Genomic DNA, 14516 nt, shown 5'->3' with positions numbered 1-14516 from the left:
GTGCCCTGACCAGCAATGTCGTCACAGGCCGGCCGCGGTGCCAGCACAACGGGCAGGGTCCCGCACAACGGCGTGCGGGACCCTGCCCGTTGCCGTTACACCACCGAGCACCTACGGCGCACCTCTGACCGCCATTTCGCGCATCCCCCCTGCCCAAGACGGGATTTCGGGGGACACTCGGGACAACCTGCAACGAACCCCGAAGTGAGGTGAGCGGGGTGCGCACACCGGTCAGCGATCCCCTGAGCGTGGGGCCGTACCGGATCACCGGGCGGCTCGGCTCCGGCGGGATGGGCTGGGTGTATCTCGGCCGCTCACCGGCCGGGCGTGAGGTGGCGGTGAAGGTCGTACGGCCCGAACTGGCCGCGGAGCGCGAGTTCCGCGAGCGCTTCGCCCGCGAGGTCGCCGCCGCCCGGCTGGTCAGCGGCGCCTACACCGCGGCCGTCGTCGACGCCGACACCGAGGCCGAACTCCCTTGGCTGGCAACGATGTACGTGCCCGGTCCGTCCCTCGCCGAGGCCGTCAGATCGGACGGGCCGCTGCCCGAGGCCCAGGTCCGCAGGCTCGGCGCGTTCCTCGTCGAGGCGCTCCAGGCGATCCACGCGGCCAACCTCGTCCACCGCGACCTCAAGCCCGCCAATGTGCTGCTCGCCTCCGACGGCCCCCGTGTCATCGACTTCGGCATCTCCCGCGTCGAGGGCGCCCCGAGCCTCACCCAGGCCGGAATCGTGGTCGGCACCCCGCCGTTCATGTCCCCGGAGCAGATGACGGCGGGTCAGATCGGCCCGCCCAGCGACGTGTTCTCCCTCGGCGGCGTCCTGGTGTACGCGCTGACCGGCCGCCCGCCCTTCGGCACGGGCGAGGCGGTGAGCCTGCGGGTCGTGCACCGCGCACCCGAACTGGACGGCGTACCACCGGGGATACGGCCGCTGCTCGCACGGTGTCTGGCGAAGCTGCCCGGGGACCGGCCCCGACTGGCCGTCCTGCTGGGCGAGTTGCTGGCGCAGCCGCGCCCCGCGACCTGGCCGCCACCGGCCGTGGCCCGCACGATCGAGGTCCGCCGCAGTGAACTGGCGGCCCGCCGCGGGGGCGGCACCAGCCTGCCGGTGCCGTCCTGTCTGCTGCTGCACGCGCAGGCCCTGCTGGACGCGGGCCTCACCGACGACATGATCGCGCAGGCGGTGGCCCGTGGCGACGCCTGAGGCCTCCCTCCCGCCCGGCCGGGACTACGACATCGGCTCGTCCTGGCGGCAGTTGACCCACACCTGGGGTGCCCGCCGGAATTACCACGTCGAGAGCGAGGTCGATTCCGTTTCTCTGCAATTCGATCTAGAGGCGTCCGGGCGTACGCTCACCGTGCGTTTCATGACCACGAAAAGACTCCTTGTCGCCTTTGTCACCGACGGTCATTCTCTGCGCAAGGATCAATTGGCGATCGCCGCCGCCGCGTCGAACGCGTGGAACACCGAACAGCTGAATCCCATGCTCTCGGTGTGGGACGTGCGCGGACCCAGACCATGCCTCGCCGGGGTCTGCGACCTCCCGCTGACCTGCCGGATCTCCCAGGCCGATTTCGATGTTCTGGCCAGTGATTGGGTGGAACGGGCGCGACAGATGTTCACCCGTTGTCATCAGGTTTTCCAGCTGTAGAAGTGAATTGAGCATTCTCAGTCAACCCCTTTCGGCCACCCGCCTGTTGGCTCCACTATGGGCGCCAACGGGGGGTCGTCATGAGACATACGTTGTTCACTGTCCTGCTGTTCGGCTTGTTGATCGCGGTGATTCCGGCGGGGCCGGCGGCCGCGGCCCGCGCGGACTGCGGCAAGAACTTTCCGACGCGGCTCGGCTGTTGGCAGGACGCGCTGGACGACGGGGCCGTGGTCACGGTCACGCTGAACAAGCCGCTGGGCTTCGACGCCGGTCAGAAGGGCGGCCGGGCCGCCGTCCGCCGGGACCTCAAGAACCTCCGGGTACAGGTACCGGCCGGCGCCCACACCGGGCAGGGCGGCAGCGCGCTGATCGTCCTGGCCGGCCATGCGCTGGTCGACCGGGACGCCCGGATCGACCGGCTGGACGACAGGACACTGGCCGAACTCCCCGCCTGCGACGACGACTTGTGCAAGGCGCTCAAGAAGTCCTCGCTCACCGGCGGCCAACTGATCGACAAGAAGGTGGGCGTCGCCGAACTCGGCGGACACAAGTCCACGGACCACACGCGCGTCCTGCTCCTCGCCCTGACCGCCGTACTCCTCCTCCTGCTCCTGGCCCTCCTCCTCGCGGTCCGCCGCTCCCGCACCCCGGCCCTCGCAGGCGCCACGGAGATGCGCTCCGAGGAGACCCCCGCCGAGACCACCGCCCGACTGCGCCCCGTCCCGCCCGCACCCGCCCCGTCCTCCTACGGCCGCCAGGTCGGCCCCCGCACCGGCCCGTCCCGAACAGCCGTGGTCCGTACGGCACTTCACCCGCAGGGCTACGTCGAACTCGACCACGTCCTGTACCGCGCGGTGTGGGCCGAACCCGACCGCACCCCGCCCGTCCCCGGCGCGTACGTCGAGGTCACCGACGCCCACGAAGCCGACTCCGACGTCCTGTACGCCTTCCCGCCCGCCGCCCGGCACCACGCGCGCGGCACCTCGTGACCCCCGTACCGCTCGCTCGACCAGGAGACGCCATGCACAGCGAATACCCGCCCACGATGCCGGCGGAGTACGCCGACATCGAGTTCGAGAACAACGCGCAACGGCTGCCGCTCGTGCTGTGCCTGGACACGTCGAGCTCCATGGCGGGCGCGCCGATCCAGACCCTCAACGACGCGCTCGCCGAGTGGACCCGGGAACTCCACGACGACGTCTCCCTCAGCTACAGCGTCGAGGTCGCCGTGATCACCTTCGGCGGCCGGGGCGTCGGCGCCTGGCGCGGACCCCAACTCCTCGACCCGCGCGCCCCGTTGAGCCCCTTCGTGCCAGCGCACGCCTTCCAGGCACCCCGGTTCACCGCGTCCGGGGTCACCCTGATGACGGAGGCGCTGGAGCTGGCCATGCATGTCGTCGCGGCCCGCAAGGCGGAGCTGCGCGCCTCCGGACTCCAGTACTACCGCCCGCAGATCTGCCTGGTCACCGACGGTCTCCCCACCGACGCCACCGGCCACATGACCGACTCCTGGCACCGGCTGCTGCCCGTCCTCGCCGACGAGCAACAGGCCCGCCGTTTCCGGCTGTACGCGATCGGCGTCGGCGGCATCACCGACCGCGGCGAGCAGGTGCTCCAGGCGTTCGCGCCGAAGTTCAACGCGCGCATCCAGGGTTTCCCGTTCCGCGAGCTGCTGCAGATGATGTCGGCCAGCGCGAACGCCGAGCAGAAGGGCGCGGGCGACGAGGTCTTCGAGAAGATCTTCAGCCAGTTCAAGACCCAGCGCCCGGCCTGGGAGAGCTGAGCGGTGGCCGAATCGCCCTGGCGCATCCACGGCCTGAGCGTCGAGGGCTACCGGCACCGCCGCACCGGAACGCCCTGCCAGGACGCCTGCACCTACACGGCCTCGGCGTCCGTGTCCGTCCTCGCGGTCGCGGACGGCGCGGGCAGCCGCCCGCACTCCGACCAAGGGGCCCTGCACGCCGTCGAGTTGGCGGCCGAGCACTTCCGGCGCCGGGCGGCCGCCGCGTCCGGCTGCCCGCCGGGTCAGGAGGTCCACGACCTGCTCGCGGACGCCTTCGACGATGTGTCCAAGATCTTCCTGGACACCTACGGCAGCACCGCCCCCGACTACGCCACCACCCTCACCGTCGTCGTCCTCACCCCCGGCTGGCTCGGCCATCTCAGCGTCGGCGACGGCTTCGTCGTGGTCCGCGCCGGAACGGAGGACGGGGAACGGCAGTTCCACCTCCTCCCGCAGCCGCCCGCCGTCAGCGAGTACAGCAACGAGACCGTCTTCCTCACCTCGCCCGACGCGCCCCGCCGACTGCGCACCGACTGTGTGGCGGACCCGCGCGTCGACGGCGTCCTGCTCTCCACCGACGGCCTCACGCAGGCCGCCCTGTCGCTCTCCGGCGGCGGCCCGCCGCAGCCCAACACCTCTTTCGTGGACGCGGTGTTGGGCTCCCTCGACACCCCGGGCCCGGTGACCGACAAAGCGCACGAGAGCCTCGCCGCCCTCCTCAGGTCGGACCGGCTGACCAGCCTCAATGCCGACGACAAGACCCTGCTGCGAGCCGTGCGCACGGTGACCCCGTGACCGGCCGCACGGTCTACCTGGACGGCAAGCAGGTCACCCTCGCCGAACTCCCGCTCAAGGGCGGCGGACAGGCGGCCGTCTTCCCCGTCGAGGGCGACGACACGATCGTCGTCAAGCTCTACCGGGACCGCCCGGGCCCGGACTTGGAGCGCCGCCTGGCCCGCATGCTGACCATGTCACCCCTGGCGGCCCGCCCCACGGACGCCAACCAGCCCCCCGAACTCGCCTGGCCCACCGCCATCGCCCGCGGCCCCGACGACACGTTCCTCGGCTACGCCATGCGCCGCTTCGGCGAACCCCAACACGTCCAGCTGGTGGGCCTGTTCACCCGCGCCCAGCGCCTCCGCCTCTTCGGCGACCGAGCCGACTGGCGCTTCCTGCTCGGCGTCGCCTGGAACCTCGCGTTCATGACGGCCCGCATGCACTACGACCAGCTCGTCATCGGCGACTTCTCGTCGAGCAACGTCGTCGTCGACGCCAACGGCTTCGTCACGTTCCTCGACTGCGACTCCATCGCCTTCACCGACCCGGTCACCGGCGAGCCCTTCCCCTGCCTGATGCACACGACCGACTACTCCTCACCGGAACGCCAGTCGGGCGCCGCGGCCACCGAGGAGAGCGACAACTTCGCGCTGGCGGTGCTCATTTACCAGCTCCTCACGGCCGGCAACCACCCCTTCGGCGGAGTCCCGCACGACAGCACCCCCGAGTCGACGGTCAAGGACAACATCGCCGCGAGCGTCTCCTACGTCGTCCGCCCCGAGGCGGTCGTCATCCCCCGTGGCACCGTCGACCCCTCGGTCCTCCCGCCGGGCCTCCTCACCCTGGCCCACACGGCGTTCGGCGCGGGCGTCCACGCCCCGTCCGCCCGCCCCACCCCGGAAGTCTGGCTACGCGCCCTGGACCAGGAGCGCTCGCGGGTACAGGTCTGCCCGCAACGGCCCTTGCATTCCTACGGCTCCCATCTACCGACCTGCCCGTGGTGCACGCGGGCGGCGGTGACGGGACATGACGTGTTCAACGTGCCGGTGCGGCCTGCGGTGCCGGTGGTATCTCCGGCGACCGCACCGGAGTCGGAGCACGGCATGGGCCCGCTGAAGGTGGCAGGCGCCGTATTGCTGGCGCTCCTCCTGCTGATAGTCCTGCTTCAACTGCTCTGAGAAGTCCAGCTGTTCAGAAGGTTCAGCCGTTCTGCGAACGCCCCCGGTCCTCCAGATACCGCGTGTGCGACTCCTGCCGCCGCGCTTCGACTTCCCGCAGGTTGGCCGCCAACCCTTGCGCCTCCTCCTGAAGCACCGTCAACTGCCGTTCCAGATGCCGCTCAGGAGGCTCGGTGCCCGGCGCCAACCGAGTCCACCACCGCGTCCGTACGAACGTGTCGACCGCCTCCGGTACGTCCTGCCGGATCGCCCGCGACAGGATGTGCACGCCCTCCGGGTCCTGCGCGAGATCGTGGGTGACCTGCGGATCGAGGAGCCCGGCGAGGAGTTGGTTCAGCTCGGTGAGCCGGCCGGCGGCGGCAGGCGGCAGCTCGATGTCCGCCAGATAGCCGCCGAGCTTCTCGAAGTCGTCGCGGAGTTCCTCCAGTTGGGCGGACGGGTCCGGGAAGTCGGGGAGTGCCGGCCGCTCCGGCGGGGCGATCAATGCACCCGCGCCGTACAGCCCGACGACCACGACCGGCCAGTACGGCCCGGCCACGCCCACGAACGTCAGCACCAGCCCGACGAGCCCGCACGCGCTGCCGGTGAGGTTCTTGCGGGACTCCAAGTAGCCCAGGAACTTACTGGTAGCCACGGATCTCCTCGAAGGCGCCGTCCAGCGAGCCCTGTTGGGCGTCGAAGAGCCGGCCGCCGGTCAGGTCGGCGATGTGCTGGAGCTCCGCCTTGTCCGAGTCGCCGAAGAGGATGGGGAAGACGGGGATGTCCCGCTGGGCGGTGGGGAGTTGGCCGTAGAAGCCGTCGAAGTCCTTCGCCTTGGCGCCGGTCGTGTTCTCGCCGTCGGTCATCAGCACGATCGAGGTGAACGTGTCGCCGCCGGTGCCGAGGTGCTCGTAGGCCTTCTCCAGCGAGGTGTAGATCGCGGTGTTCCCGTCGGCGCTCAGCGCCTTGGTGTCCTTACGGATCGCATTCAGCCCGGCCTGCGGATCGCTCGGGCTCACCACATGCGTTTTGACGCTCTTCACCGCCGACCCGAACGGCATCAGCGTGACCTCCTCGCGCTGCCGGAAGTCCCCGGTCAGATCGGTGAGGGCCTTCTTCAGCCGGGACAGCCGGTCGCCGTCCATCGAGCCCGAGGTGTCGAGCACGTAGACGGTCCGCGAGGGCCGACGCAGTTTGTTCTCGTACGAGTCGAGGAGGCCGTCGGCGACGGACTGGCTGCCGGGGAAGGGGAGTTCACGCCGTCGGCTGGTGTCCAGGCCGGACGCGGGCGGTACGGAGGTGACGACCGGGCGGCGGTGGGTGCGGGTGGTGATCAACTTCTGGAGGGCGTCCGTGCGCAGGTCCGTCGTCACGCGCCGGACGTTCTCGCGGGTCGTGGCGTCCGTCGAGGCGAGGGACGTCAACGGGTAGTCGGCGGTGACGACTCCGTCGCTCGGACGGATCACCGTCAGGCCCGGGATGCCCTTGAGGACGGACTCGTAGTTGAGCAACGCGTCGACGTTTCCCCGGCGTTGGTAGGCCGTCGCCAGCCAGCCCGACGAACCCGACGTCAGCTTCTGCCCCTTGAAGAACTCCTTCAGCCGGGGAGTCGCCTTGGTGACGTCCGCGTCGGTGAGCGCCGACTGGGCGCCGGAGAGCGCGGAGGCGACGGAAATGAGGGTCGAGAAACCGGAGTTGGAGCGCGCCGGATCCGTCATGCCGTAGGTCAACCTGCCGTCCTGGACGGCCTGTTCGAGCTGCGACCAGGTGACCTTGTCCGGGGTCCAGCCCAGCTTCTGCACGGTGGCGGTCTTGACGCCGATCGCGACGGGGCTCGACATGATCGAGGTCTCCGAGACGACCTTCTTCGCCGCGTCGGGCCGTAGCCGCAGATAGTCGTTCGACGACAGCCACAGAGCGTCGTACTGCCCGTCGACCTCGCCCTTCGCCAGCAGGTCCACCGCGTCGAGGGTGCCCATGTAGGTGGGGCGGATCGTGATGCCGGTGTCCTTGCGGACCTGGTCGAACACCGGGGTCATGTCGCTGAGTTCGCTGGAGGCGAGGACGCGAAGGGTGCCGGGCCGGGGTGCGTTGTCGGTCTCGGCCTTCGTGTCATGGGCCGACGACGTGCACGCGGTGAGCAGCGCGGCCGTGCCGAGGGCGAGAGCGAGGAGACGTCTCATCCGAGACCTCCTTCCAGGGCGCTCTGCGACCGGCTCCGCTCCAAGTACGTGCCGGCGTTCTGGAGTTCGGACGTCAGGGACTCGACGGTCGCCGCCATCACCTCGGTCGCCTGGACCTTGTAGGTGTCGATCGCGTCGAGCGTGCGGTAGATCTGCTGGAAGGCCGTGCGGAGCGTCTCCGCGCCCACCGCCGGGTCGGCCGCGATGCGCTGGATCTCGCCGCTCTGCGTGGAGAGCATCTCGGCGTTGCCCCGGATGAGGTCCTCGGTCGTGCCGCGCAGGGCGTTGACCTGGTCGACGACCTTGCGCTGGTTGTCGAGTGCGGAGGCGAGCATGACGGAGATCCGGAGGGCGGAGACGGTGGTCGTCGCCGCCCGGTCGACGCCCTTGATCAGCTCGTCGTTGTTGCGCCGTACGACGTCCATCGCCAAGTAGCCCTGCGCGCACACCGCGAGCTGGGTCAGCAGGTCCTGGTGCTTCTGCCGGACCGGGAAGAGGACGTCCGCGCGCAGGGTGTCGGCCTGGCTCGGGTCGGCGGCCTCGACGCCGGTGATGTGCTGCTCGACGGCGGTGTCGAGGGCCTGGGTGAGGACGACGTACTCCTGGAGCTTGCCCATGGTCTCCCAGAGGCGGACCCGCTCGGTCTGCAACGCCGCGTTGTCGCGCCGGAGTTCGTCCTGGCCGCCGCGGAGAGAGCCCACGATCTTGTTGAGAGTCCCCTGCGCGGAGGCGTACTTGGCGACGTGGTCGCGCAGCTTGTTGCCGCCCGGCAGCCGGGACAGGAACTTCCGCCCCTTGGAGGCGGGCAGGTCACGCGGGTCCAAGTCCTCGACCACACGCCGGAGTTCGACGAGCGACCCGGCGACCTGTGACTGAGCGTCCCCGCCCTTCGACGGCAGACTCCGCACGGTCCGCTCCAGCATCCGGTTGGACTGCGCGGTCGCGGTGCGCATCTCACCGGCACCGAGCGCGGTGATCTCCCCGACCTTGCCCGCGAACTCGGGCGAGCGGGCGTCGAGCGAGGCAAGCCCCTCGACGTAGGCGGCGGCCTTCTGCGCCATGTCCGTACGGACACTGTCGTCCACGGGCACAAGCCCGCCGGCCTTCTCCTTGGGCACCGGCGCGACGGCCTCCGGCGGGGTGAGGGTGAAGACGTCGTCCCCGCTCTGGGTTTGCTGACTGCTGTTCTGGCTGGTGTTGAAGCTGCTGCTCATGTGGTTCCCCCCGTTCAACCGCGCGCCCGGCGCGCCATGTCGTGCAGCACCTTCGAGGTGGGCACGGGCGCCTGCCGGACGCCGGTCAGCGTCTGGTTGAGATAGCTGGAGTGGGCGGCGGTGGCCGCGACGAACTCGGCGGTGTCACCCTGCGGCCGGAACCCGTGCCGTACGGCGAGCTTGCGCAACGTCGGGTCGCTGCTGAGGAGTTGACCCAGCTCGCGGCCCTCCGGGGTGAGCGGCACGACGGTGTGGTCGCTGTTGGCCGTGGTGTCCGGGTAGAGCACGACGAGATCGCCGACCGGCTGCTTGTCGAGGAGCAGTGAGGCCACCTGCGACTCGTAGACGAGGACCAGCGGATTGCCGGCGCCGCTGATGAAGTCCCTGAACGGCGCGTCGGAGCTGGACTGTTGGGCCCCCTGCACGCTGATGAGTTTGTGCATGAGCGGCGCGGTGCGATCCACATCGGCGCTACTGGCCGCCACCCGCCCGCCGTTGGCGACGTAGGAAGCGGCGGCGAGGTACAGGGCCCCCGAGTTGGAGGTCTCGGGATCGGTGGTGGCGATGTAGAGGGTGCCGGTCAACTCACCGTGTTTGTCAGCCCCCTTGAGCTGCTGCCAGGTCAGATCCCGCTTGGCGGCATCGAGATAGGCGGCCATCTTCAGCGTGCCGCGATCCTTGCGGCTGTCCAGCGTGGCGAGCCCGTTGTCCGCGAGCACCTGGGCGGCGCTGCGGTGGGCGACGACGACGAGCGGCGAGTAGAAGGGGCGCGGCAACGGCTGCTGCACCTTGTACTTGTCGGCGAGCGCGTCGGCCGGCGCCTGACTGGAGGGGAAGGCGAAGTCGTACCCCTTGAGGTCGAGCCCCTCCATGGCCCAGGACCCGGAGGTCTCCGTCTTCACGGTGAAGCCCTTGGCGGCGAGGGCCTTCACCACATCGGGATCGGCGAAGAAGTCCGCCTTCTCCGAACCGATCACACCACGCACGGTCTTCGTTGCCGTGCCCTTGTCCCCGTTGTCCCGGCCCGCTACGACGGCTGCCACCACGCCACCGATCAGCAACACCGCAAGGACGATTCCCGCGATACGTCTCACGAGGGGCAGCGTGCTCGCGGAACCCAACATTCCCCGAGGAAAGGGATGAACGGGAGGTGTCGGCCGGGTCCCGGATCAACACGGGCTAAGGGCAGCGCCCCGTTTTTAGGGGCGCGGGGCTGTATCGATCTGCGGCTCCGCCGCGTGGGCGCGACCAGCCACGACGGGCGCGCACCCGCAAGAACACAGAACCCCTACGGCGACTAGGCACCGCAGCTCAGGCGACCGCAGTCACCGCATGCGCATCCATCCGCTCGGCAGACAAAATCGCCGCCGCAGTATCAGCCCGGGACGCAGCAACAACCAACGCCCGCCCGGCAAGCGCGTGCGCCCGCTGGTGCAGGGCGTCCAAACGGGACGTAGACGCGGCCGCGGACAACGCCCGGCTAGGCGAAGCCCCCCGCAACCGCGTCAACTGCCCGGCAAGCCTCTCCGCAGCCACATCCAGCTCATCGGACGGCTCCAGCGCCCGCAGTTCATCAGTCACCGCAAGCAGTGCGGCAAGATGCCCCGCAAGCTGAATATCCAGCTCCTCCTCACGCGACCGATGCGGAAAATCGGAGGAAGGTGTGCGGGCCACCGTGCTGTGGACCGACTTCGTGCGGATCGGTTCGTACATGGCATGGTCTCCTGTGCTCAGACAGGAAACCATCCTAGCTTAGATCTCGTCTAAAGTTGTGCTGGCCGAAAAATTGGCCGGAAGAACCCCAAGAAAACCGGGCCGAGAGGTTTACGGCGGGCTCCACCACCGTTTACGGCTGGCTGTACCCGTCCAGGAAGTTCCCGATCCGCGTCACCGCGTCCCGCAGATCCCCGACCGACGGCAGCGTCACGACCCGGAAGTGGTCGGGCTCGGACCAGTTGAACCCGGTGCCGTGCACGACCATGATCTTCTCCTGGCGCAGCAGGTCCAGCACGAGCTGCCGGTCGTCCTTGACCTTGAAGACCTGCGGATCCAGCCGCGGGAACAGATACAGCGCCCCCTTCGGTTTCACGCAGGTCACACCCGGGATCTGGGTCAGCAGCTCGTACGCGACATCCCGCTGTTCCTTCAACCGCCCGCCCGGAAGCACCAGGTCGTTGATGGTCTGCCGCCCACTGAGCGCGGCGACGACCCCGTGCTGCCCGGGCATGTTCGCGCAGAGCCGCATATTGGCCAGGATCGTCAGGCCCTCGATGTAGGAGTCGGCGTGCGCGCGCGGCCCCGAGATCGACATCCACCCGACCCGGTATCCGGCCACCCGGTACGCCTTCGACATCCCGTTGAAGGTGAGGGTCAGCAGGTCCGGGGCGACCTTCGCGGTCGGGGTGTGCGTGGCGCCGTCGTAGAGGATCTTGTCGTAGATCTCGTCCGAGCAGACGAGGAGATTGTGGCGGCGGGCGATGTCGGTGAGGCCCTTGATCATCTCCTCGTCGTACACGGCGCCGGTGGGGTTGTTCGGGTTGATGATGACGATCGCCTTGGTGCGGTCGGAGACCTTGCGCTCCACGTCGGCGAGGTCGGGCATCCAGTCGGACTGCTCGTCGCAGCGGTAGTGGACGGCGGTCCCGCCGGAGAGCGAGACGGCGGCGGTCCACAGCGGGTAGTCCGGCGACGGTACGAGGACCTCGTCCCCGTCGTCGAGCAGGCCCTGCATCGCCATGACGATCAGTTCGGAGACGCCGTTGCCGATGAAGACGTGCTCCACGTCCGTCTCGATGCCCAGGGTCTGGTTGTGCATGACGACCGCGCGGCGGGCGGCCAGCAGCCCCTTCGCGTCGCCGTACCCGTGCGCCGACGACACGTTCCGGAGGATGTCCTCCAGGATCTCGGGCGGGCACTCGAACCCGAACGCGGCCGGGTTGCCGGTGTTCAGCTTCAGGATGCGGTGGCCTGCCGCTTCCAGACGCATCGCCTCTTCGAGAACCGGGCCCCGGATCTCGTAACAGACGTTGGAGAGCTTGGTCGACTGGATCACCTGCATGTCGGTGAGCTTACGGCGCGGTAACGAGACTTGGCTCGTGCTTTCCGCCACATGAGACACCGTCGCGAACGGCCGGAAACCGCTCCTTGCCCCCTCCCCTCTCAACGATCACAATGCTCATGACAAAAAGACGGCGGCCGGAAGATCTCCGGTCGTCTCGTCATAAGAGGGGACCCCCACATGAACAAGCCTCTCCTTGCCGCGCTCTCCACCCTGGCCATCGCCGGGGCGGGCGTGGCACCCGCGGTCGCCGCACCCCAGGTGGCGCCGAAGGCCGCCGCGGTGACCGTCGACTTCGCCGGCATCGTCTCGCTCAGCAACTGCTCCGGCTCGGTCATCCGCTTCCCGAACTCGACCGACACCGCTCCGGCGCTGGTCATGACCAACGGCCACTGCCTGGAGACCGGCTTCCCGGAGCCCGGCGAGGTCATCACCGGTCAGTCCTCCAGCCGTACCTTCGGGCTGCTGAACTCGGCCGGCACCAAGGTCGCCACGCTCCGCGCCAACCAGGTCGTCTACTCGACGATGACCGACACCGACGTGACGATCTACCGCACGACCACGACGTACGCGGCGATCAAGAGCGCGTACGGCATCAGCCCGCTCACCGTCAGCGCCACGCACCCGACCGCCGGCACCGCGATCAAGGTCGTCTCCGGGTACTGGAAGACGATCTACAGCTGCAGCATCGACGGGTTCGTGTACCGGCTGAAGGAGGGGGACTGGACCTGGAAGGACTCGGTCCGTTACACCTCCGCGTGCAACACCATCGGGGGTACGTCGGGGTCTCCGGTGATCGACACCAGCACCGGGCAGGTCGTCGCGGTCAACAACACGGGTAACGAGGACGGGGAGACCTGCACGGTCGACAATCCGTGTGAGGTTGATGAGAACGGGACGGTGACGGTTCGCGAGGGCATCAATTACGCCGAGGAGACCTACAACATCCCGGGCTGCTTCACCTCGGCGAACGTGCTCAGCCTTAGCGCGTCTGGGTGCACCCTGCCTAAGCCGTAGTGGGTCGTTTCTTGGCTGCGGGTGCGTGGGGGCTGGTCGCGCAGTTCCCCGCGCCCCTTGAAAGCAGGGCGTTATGGGGTGCGGCGGATTGATCTGCCCGGGAGTTCGTTTGTTCGGTGGCCGGCTTCGATCACGAAGCGGCCGTCGATCAGTACGTGGGGGATGCCTGCCGGGAGTCTGCGGGGCTCCTCGAATGTTGAACCCGCTGCCACCGTCGCGGGGTTGAACAACACCAGGTCCGCGCGGTAGCCCTCCTTGACCAGGCCCCGGTCCGGCAGGCGCAGGCGGGCAGCCGGGCGGGACGTCAGGTGGGACACGCACTCCTCCAGGGACAGGAGGCCCAACTCCCGTACGTAGTGGCCGAGATAGCGCGGGAACGTGCCGTACGCCCGCGGATGCGGCTTCGCGCCCTGGAGGATGCCGTCGGAGCCGCCGGTGTGGACGCGGTGCCGCATGATCCGGCGGACGTTCTCCTCGTGGCCCACGTGCTGGAGGATCGACGGGGCGAGTCGGTCGGACAGGAGAAGGTGGCGGGCCGTGGTCCAGCTGTCGAGGCGGCGGCCCACGTAGTCCGACAGTTCGGGATTCTCGACCCCCGCGATCTCGATCGTGTCCCACTCCATCGGCACCCCGTGGCAGCCGTCCGAGCCGATCACCTCCAGGTGGTGGCGGATACGGTCGGCGGTCTCGTCGTCCGCCAGGCGCTTCAGGATCTCCTCCGGGCCGCCCTCGCTCGCCCAACTCGGCAGCATCGCCACGAGAGTTGTGCAGCCGGGGGTGTAGGGGTACGTGTCGAGGCTGATGTCCGCGCCGGTCGCCAGTGCCTCGTCCAGGAGGGACAGGAGTTCCGGCGCGCGGCCCTCGTTCACGCCGAAGTTCATGGTGGCGTGGGCCAGATGGAGGGAGCAGCCCGCCTCGCGGCTCAGCTCCACCATCTCCTTGTACGCCTCCAGCGCACCCGCGCCGTACGAGCGGTGGTGCGGGCAGTAGTAGCCGCCGTACGACGCCACCACCCGGCAGAGTTCGGTGAGTTCGGCGTCCTTGGCGTACATGCCGGGGGTGTAGGTGAGCCCGGACGACATGCCGACCGCGCCCTGTTCCATGCCCTCGGCGACCAACTGCCGCATCCGGTCCAGCTCTTGAGGTGTCGCCTCCCGGTCCTCCCAGCCGACGGCGAGCATGCGGACCGTGCCCTGCGGGATCAAGTAGGCCGCGTTGACCGCGATGCCCCGGCCCTCGAAACCGGAGTCCAGTCGGTCCAAGTACTCGCCCACCGAACGCCAGTCGAAGTCGATGTCGTCGCCGTACCCGTTCCAGCCGGCGATCGCCCGGCGCACCTCCGCGAGTGTGCGGTCGTCCACGGGGGCGTACGACAGCCCGTCCTGGCCGATGACTTCGAGGGTCACCCCCTGTGCGGCCTTGGCGCTGTGGTCCGGGTCGCGGAGCAGGGCGAGGTCGCTGTGGGCGTGCATGTCGATGAAGCCGGGGGAGAGGGTCAGGCCCTCCGCATCCAACTCCCGGCGTGCCTTGGGGCGTTGGCAGCCCGCCGCCGCGGCCTCCTGCACGATCGAGACGATCCGGCCGCCGTCGATGACCACATCGGCGCGGTACGAGGGCGCGCCGGAGCCGTCCACGACGTCCGCGTCCCGGATGACGAGTTCCTCCATACCGGCGCCT

At 69.2% G+C, this 14516-nt stretch carries 14 protein-coding genes; 7 read left to right on the top strand and 7 right to left on the bottom strand.

The annotated features are described in order from the left end of the window. The first annotated feature begins 218 nt into the window (after positions 1 to 218). The 6 genes from OG504_RS20955 (at position 219) to OG504_RS20930 (ending at position 5388) form a co-directional block, all read left to right on the top strand. A complete protein-coding gene (locus OG504_RS20955) occupies positions 219 to 1202 on the top strand; it encodes a serine/threonine-protein kinase (RefSeq protein ID WP_405991204.1) in 984 nt (327 codons plus the stop codon). Beyond that, entirely contained in the window at positions 1189 to 1650 is a 462-nt protein-coding gene (locus OG504_RS20950; RefSeq protein WP_390157573.1) for a hypothetical protein, read from the top strand. The genes OG504_RS20955 and OG504_RS20950 overlap by 14 nt, the downstream gene beginning before the upstream one ends. Positions 1651 to 1730: 80 nt before the next feature. After that, complete coding sequence (locus OG504_RS20945) at positions 1731 to 2639, top strand: hypothetical protein (protein WP_405991203.1); 909 nt, start codon at positions 1731 to 1733, stop codon at positions 2637 to 2639. A 32-nt stretch (positions 2640 to 2671) separates the two neighbouring features. Next, on the top strand, positions 2672 to 3433 hold the full coding sequence (locus OG504_RS20940; RefSeq protein WP_365305379.1) for a VWA domain-containing protein: 762 nt from the start codon (positions 2672 to 2674) through the stop codon (positions 3431 to 3433). Positions 3434 to 3436: 3 nt separating this feature from the next. Next, positions 3437 to 4228 carry a PP2C family serine/threonine-protein phosphatase gene (locus OG504_RS20935; protein WP_405991202.1) on the top strand — a complete coding sequence of 264 codons (792 nt, stop codon included), beginning with the start codon at positions 3437 to 3439 and terminating at the stop codon, positions 4226 to 4228. After that, on the top strand, positions 4225 to 5388 hold the full coding sequence (locus OG504_RS20930) for a hypothetical protein (protein ID WP_405991201.1): 1164 nt from the start codon (positions 4225 to 4227) through the stop codon (positions 5386 to 5388). Before OG504_RS20935 ends, OG504_RS20930 begins: the two co-directional genes overlap by 4 nt. A 22-nt stretch (positions 5389 to 5410) precedes the next feature. On the opposite strand, the gene OG504_RS20925 is transcribed toward OG504_RS20930, so the two are convergent. From OG504_RS20925 to OG504_RS20900, 6 genes are all read right to left on the bottom strand, one after another. Continuing rightward, positions 5411 to 6022: a hypothetical protein gene (locus OG504_RS20925; protein ID WP_405991200.1), complete on the bottom strand. Its 612-nt coding sequence runs from the start codon at positions 6020 to 6022 to the stop codon at positions 5411 to 5413. Then, on the bottom strand, positions 6009 to 7550 hold the full coding sequence (locus OG504_RS20920) for a substrate-binding domain-containing protein (protein WP_405991199.1): 1542 nt from the start codon (positions 7548 to 7550) through the stop codon (positions 6009 to 6011). Before OG504_RS20920 ends, OG504_RS20925 begins: the two co-directional genes overlap by 14 nt. After that, complete coding sequence (locus OG504_RS20915; RefSeq protein ID WP_405991198.1) at positions 7547 to 8764, bottom strand: toxic anion resistance protein; 1218 nt, start codon at positions 8762 to 8764, stop codon at positions 7547 to 7549. Before OG504_RS20915 ends, OG504_RS20920 begins: the two co-directional genes overlap by 4 nt. Before the next feature lie 14 nt (positions 8765 to 8778). Continuing rightward, on the bottom strand, positions 8779 to 9858 hold the full coding sequence (locus tag OG504_RS20910) for a substrate-binding domain-containing protein (protein WP_405991197.1): 1080 nt from the start codon (positions 9856 to 9858) through the stop codon (positions 8779 to 8781). Positions 9859 to 10075: 217 nt separating this feature from the next. Further along, the gene (locus OG504_RS20905) at positions 10076 to 10477 is read right to left on the bottom strand and encodes a hypothetical protein (RefSeq protein ID WP_405991196.1); all 402 of its coding nucleotides are present in this window, start codon (positions 10475 to 10477) and stop codon (positions 10076 to 10078) included. A 133-nt stretch (positions 10478 to 10610) separates the two neighbouring features. Beyond that, positions 10611 to 11822 (bottom strand): pyridoxal phosphate-dependent aminotransferase, encoded by a 1212-nt coding sequence (locus OG504_RS20900; RefSeq protein WP_266861472.1) that lies wholly within the window; start codon positions 11820 to 11822, stop codon positions 10611 to 10613. 180 nt (positions 11823 to 12002) lie between these two features. Between OG504_RS20900 and OG504_RS20895 the strand changes: the two genes are divergently transcribed. Next, positions 12003 to 12839, top strand: a complete 837-nt coding sequence (locus OG504_RS20895) for a trypsin-like serine peptidase (protein WP_405991195.1) — start codon at positions 12003 to 12005, stop codon at positions 12837 to 12839. 71 nt (positions 12840 to 12910) lie between these two features. On the opposite strand, the gene OG504_RS20890 is transcribed toward OG504_RS20895, so the two are convergent. Continuing rightward, positions 12911 to 14506, bottom strand: coding sequence for an amidohydrolase family protein (locus OG504_RS20890; RefSeq protein ID WP_405991194.1), 1596 nt, complete (start codon positions 14504 to 14506; stop codon positions 12911 to 12913). Between the last annotated feature and the right edge of the window lie 10 nt (positions 14507 to 14516).

The organism is Streptomyces sp. NBC_00986, assembly GCF_045162565.1.
Classification (GTDB): Bacteria; Actinomycetota; Actinomycetes; order Streptomycetales; family Streptomycetaceae; genus Streptomyces.
Note: the sequence above shows the minus strand (reverse complement) of the source record. Positions and strands in the feature narration are given on the sequence as shown.

Coding starts and splice junctions, on each gene's coding strand:
- OG504_RS20945 (WP_405991203.1), top strand. CDS start 1,731: ATGAGACATACGTTGTTCACTGTCCTGCTGTTCGGCTTGTTGATCGCG.
- OG504_RS20940 (WP_365305379.1), top strand. CDS start 2,672: ATGCACAGCGAATACCCGCCCACGATGCCGGCGGAGTACGCCGACATC.
- OG504_RS20920 (WP_405991199.1), bottom strand. CDS start 7,550: ATGAGACGTCTCCTCGCTCTCGCCCTCGGCACGGCCGCGCTGCTCACC.
- OG504_RS20915 (WP_405991198.1), bottom strand. CDS start 8,764: ATGAGCAGCAGCTTCAACACCAGCCAGAACAGCAGTCAGCAAACCCAG.
- OG504_RS20905 (WP_405991196.1), bottom strand. CDS start 10,477: ATGTACGAACCGATCCGCACGAAGTCGGTCCACAGCACGGTGGCCCGC.
- OG504_RS20900 (WP_266861472.1), bottom strand. CDS start 11,822: ATGCAGGTGATCCAGTCGACCAAGCTCTCCAACGTCTGTTACGAGATC.
- OG504_RS20895 (WP_405991195.1), top strand. CDS start 12,003: ATGAACAAGCCTCTCCTTGCCGCGCTCTCCACCCTGGCCATCGCCGGG.
- OG504_RS20890 (WP_405991194.1), bottom strand. CDS start 14,506: ATGGAGGAACTCGTCATCCGGGACGCGGACGTCGTGGACGGCTCCGGC.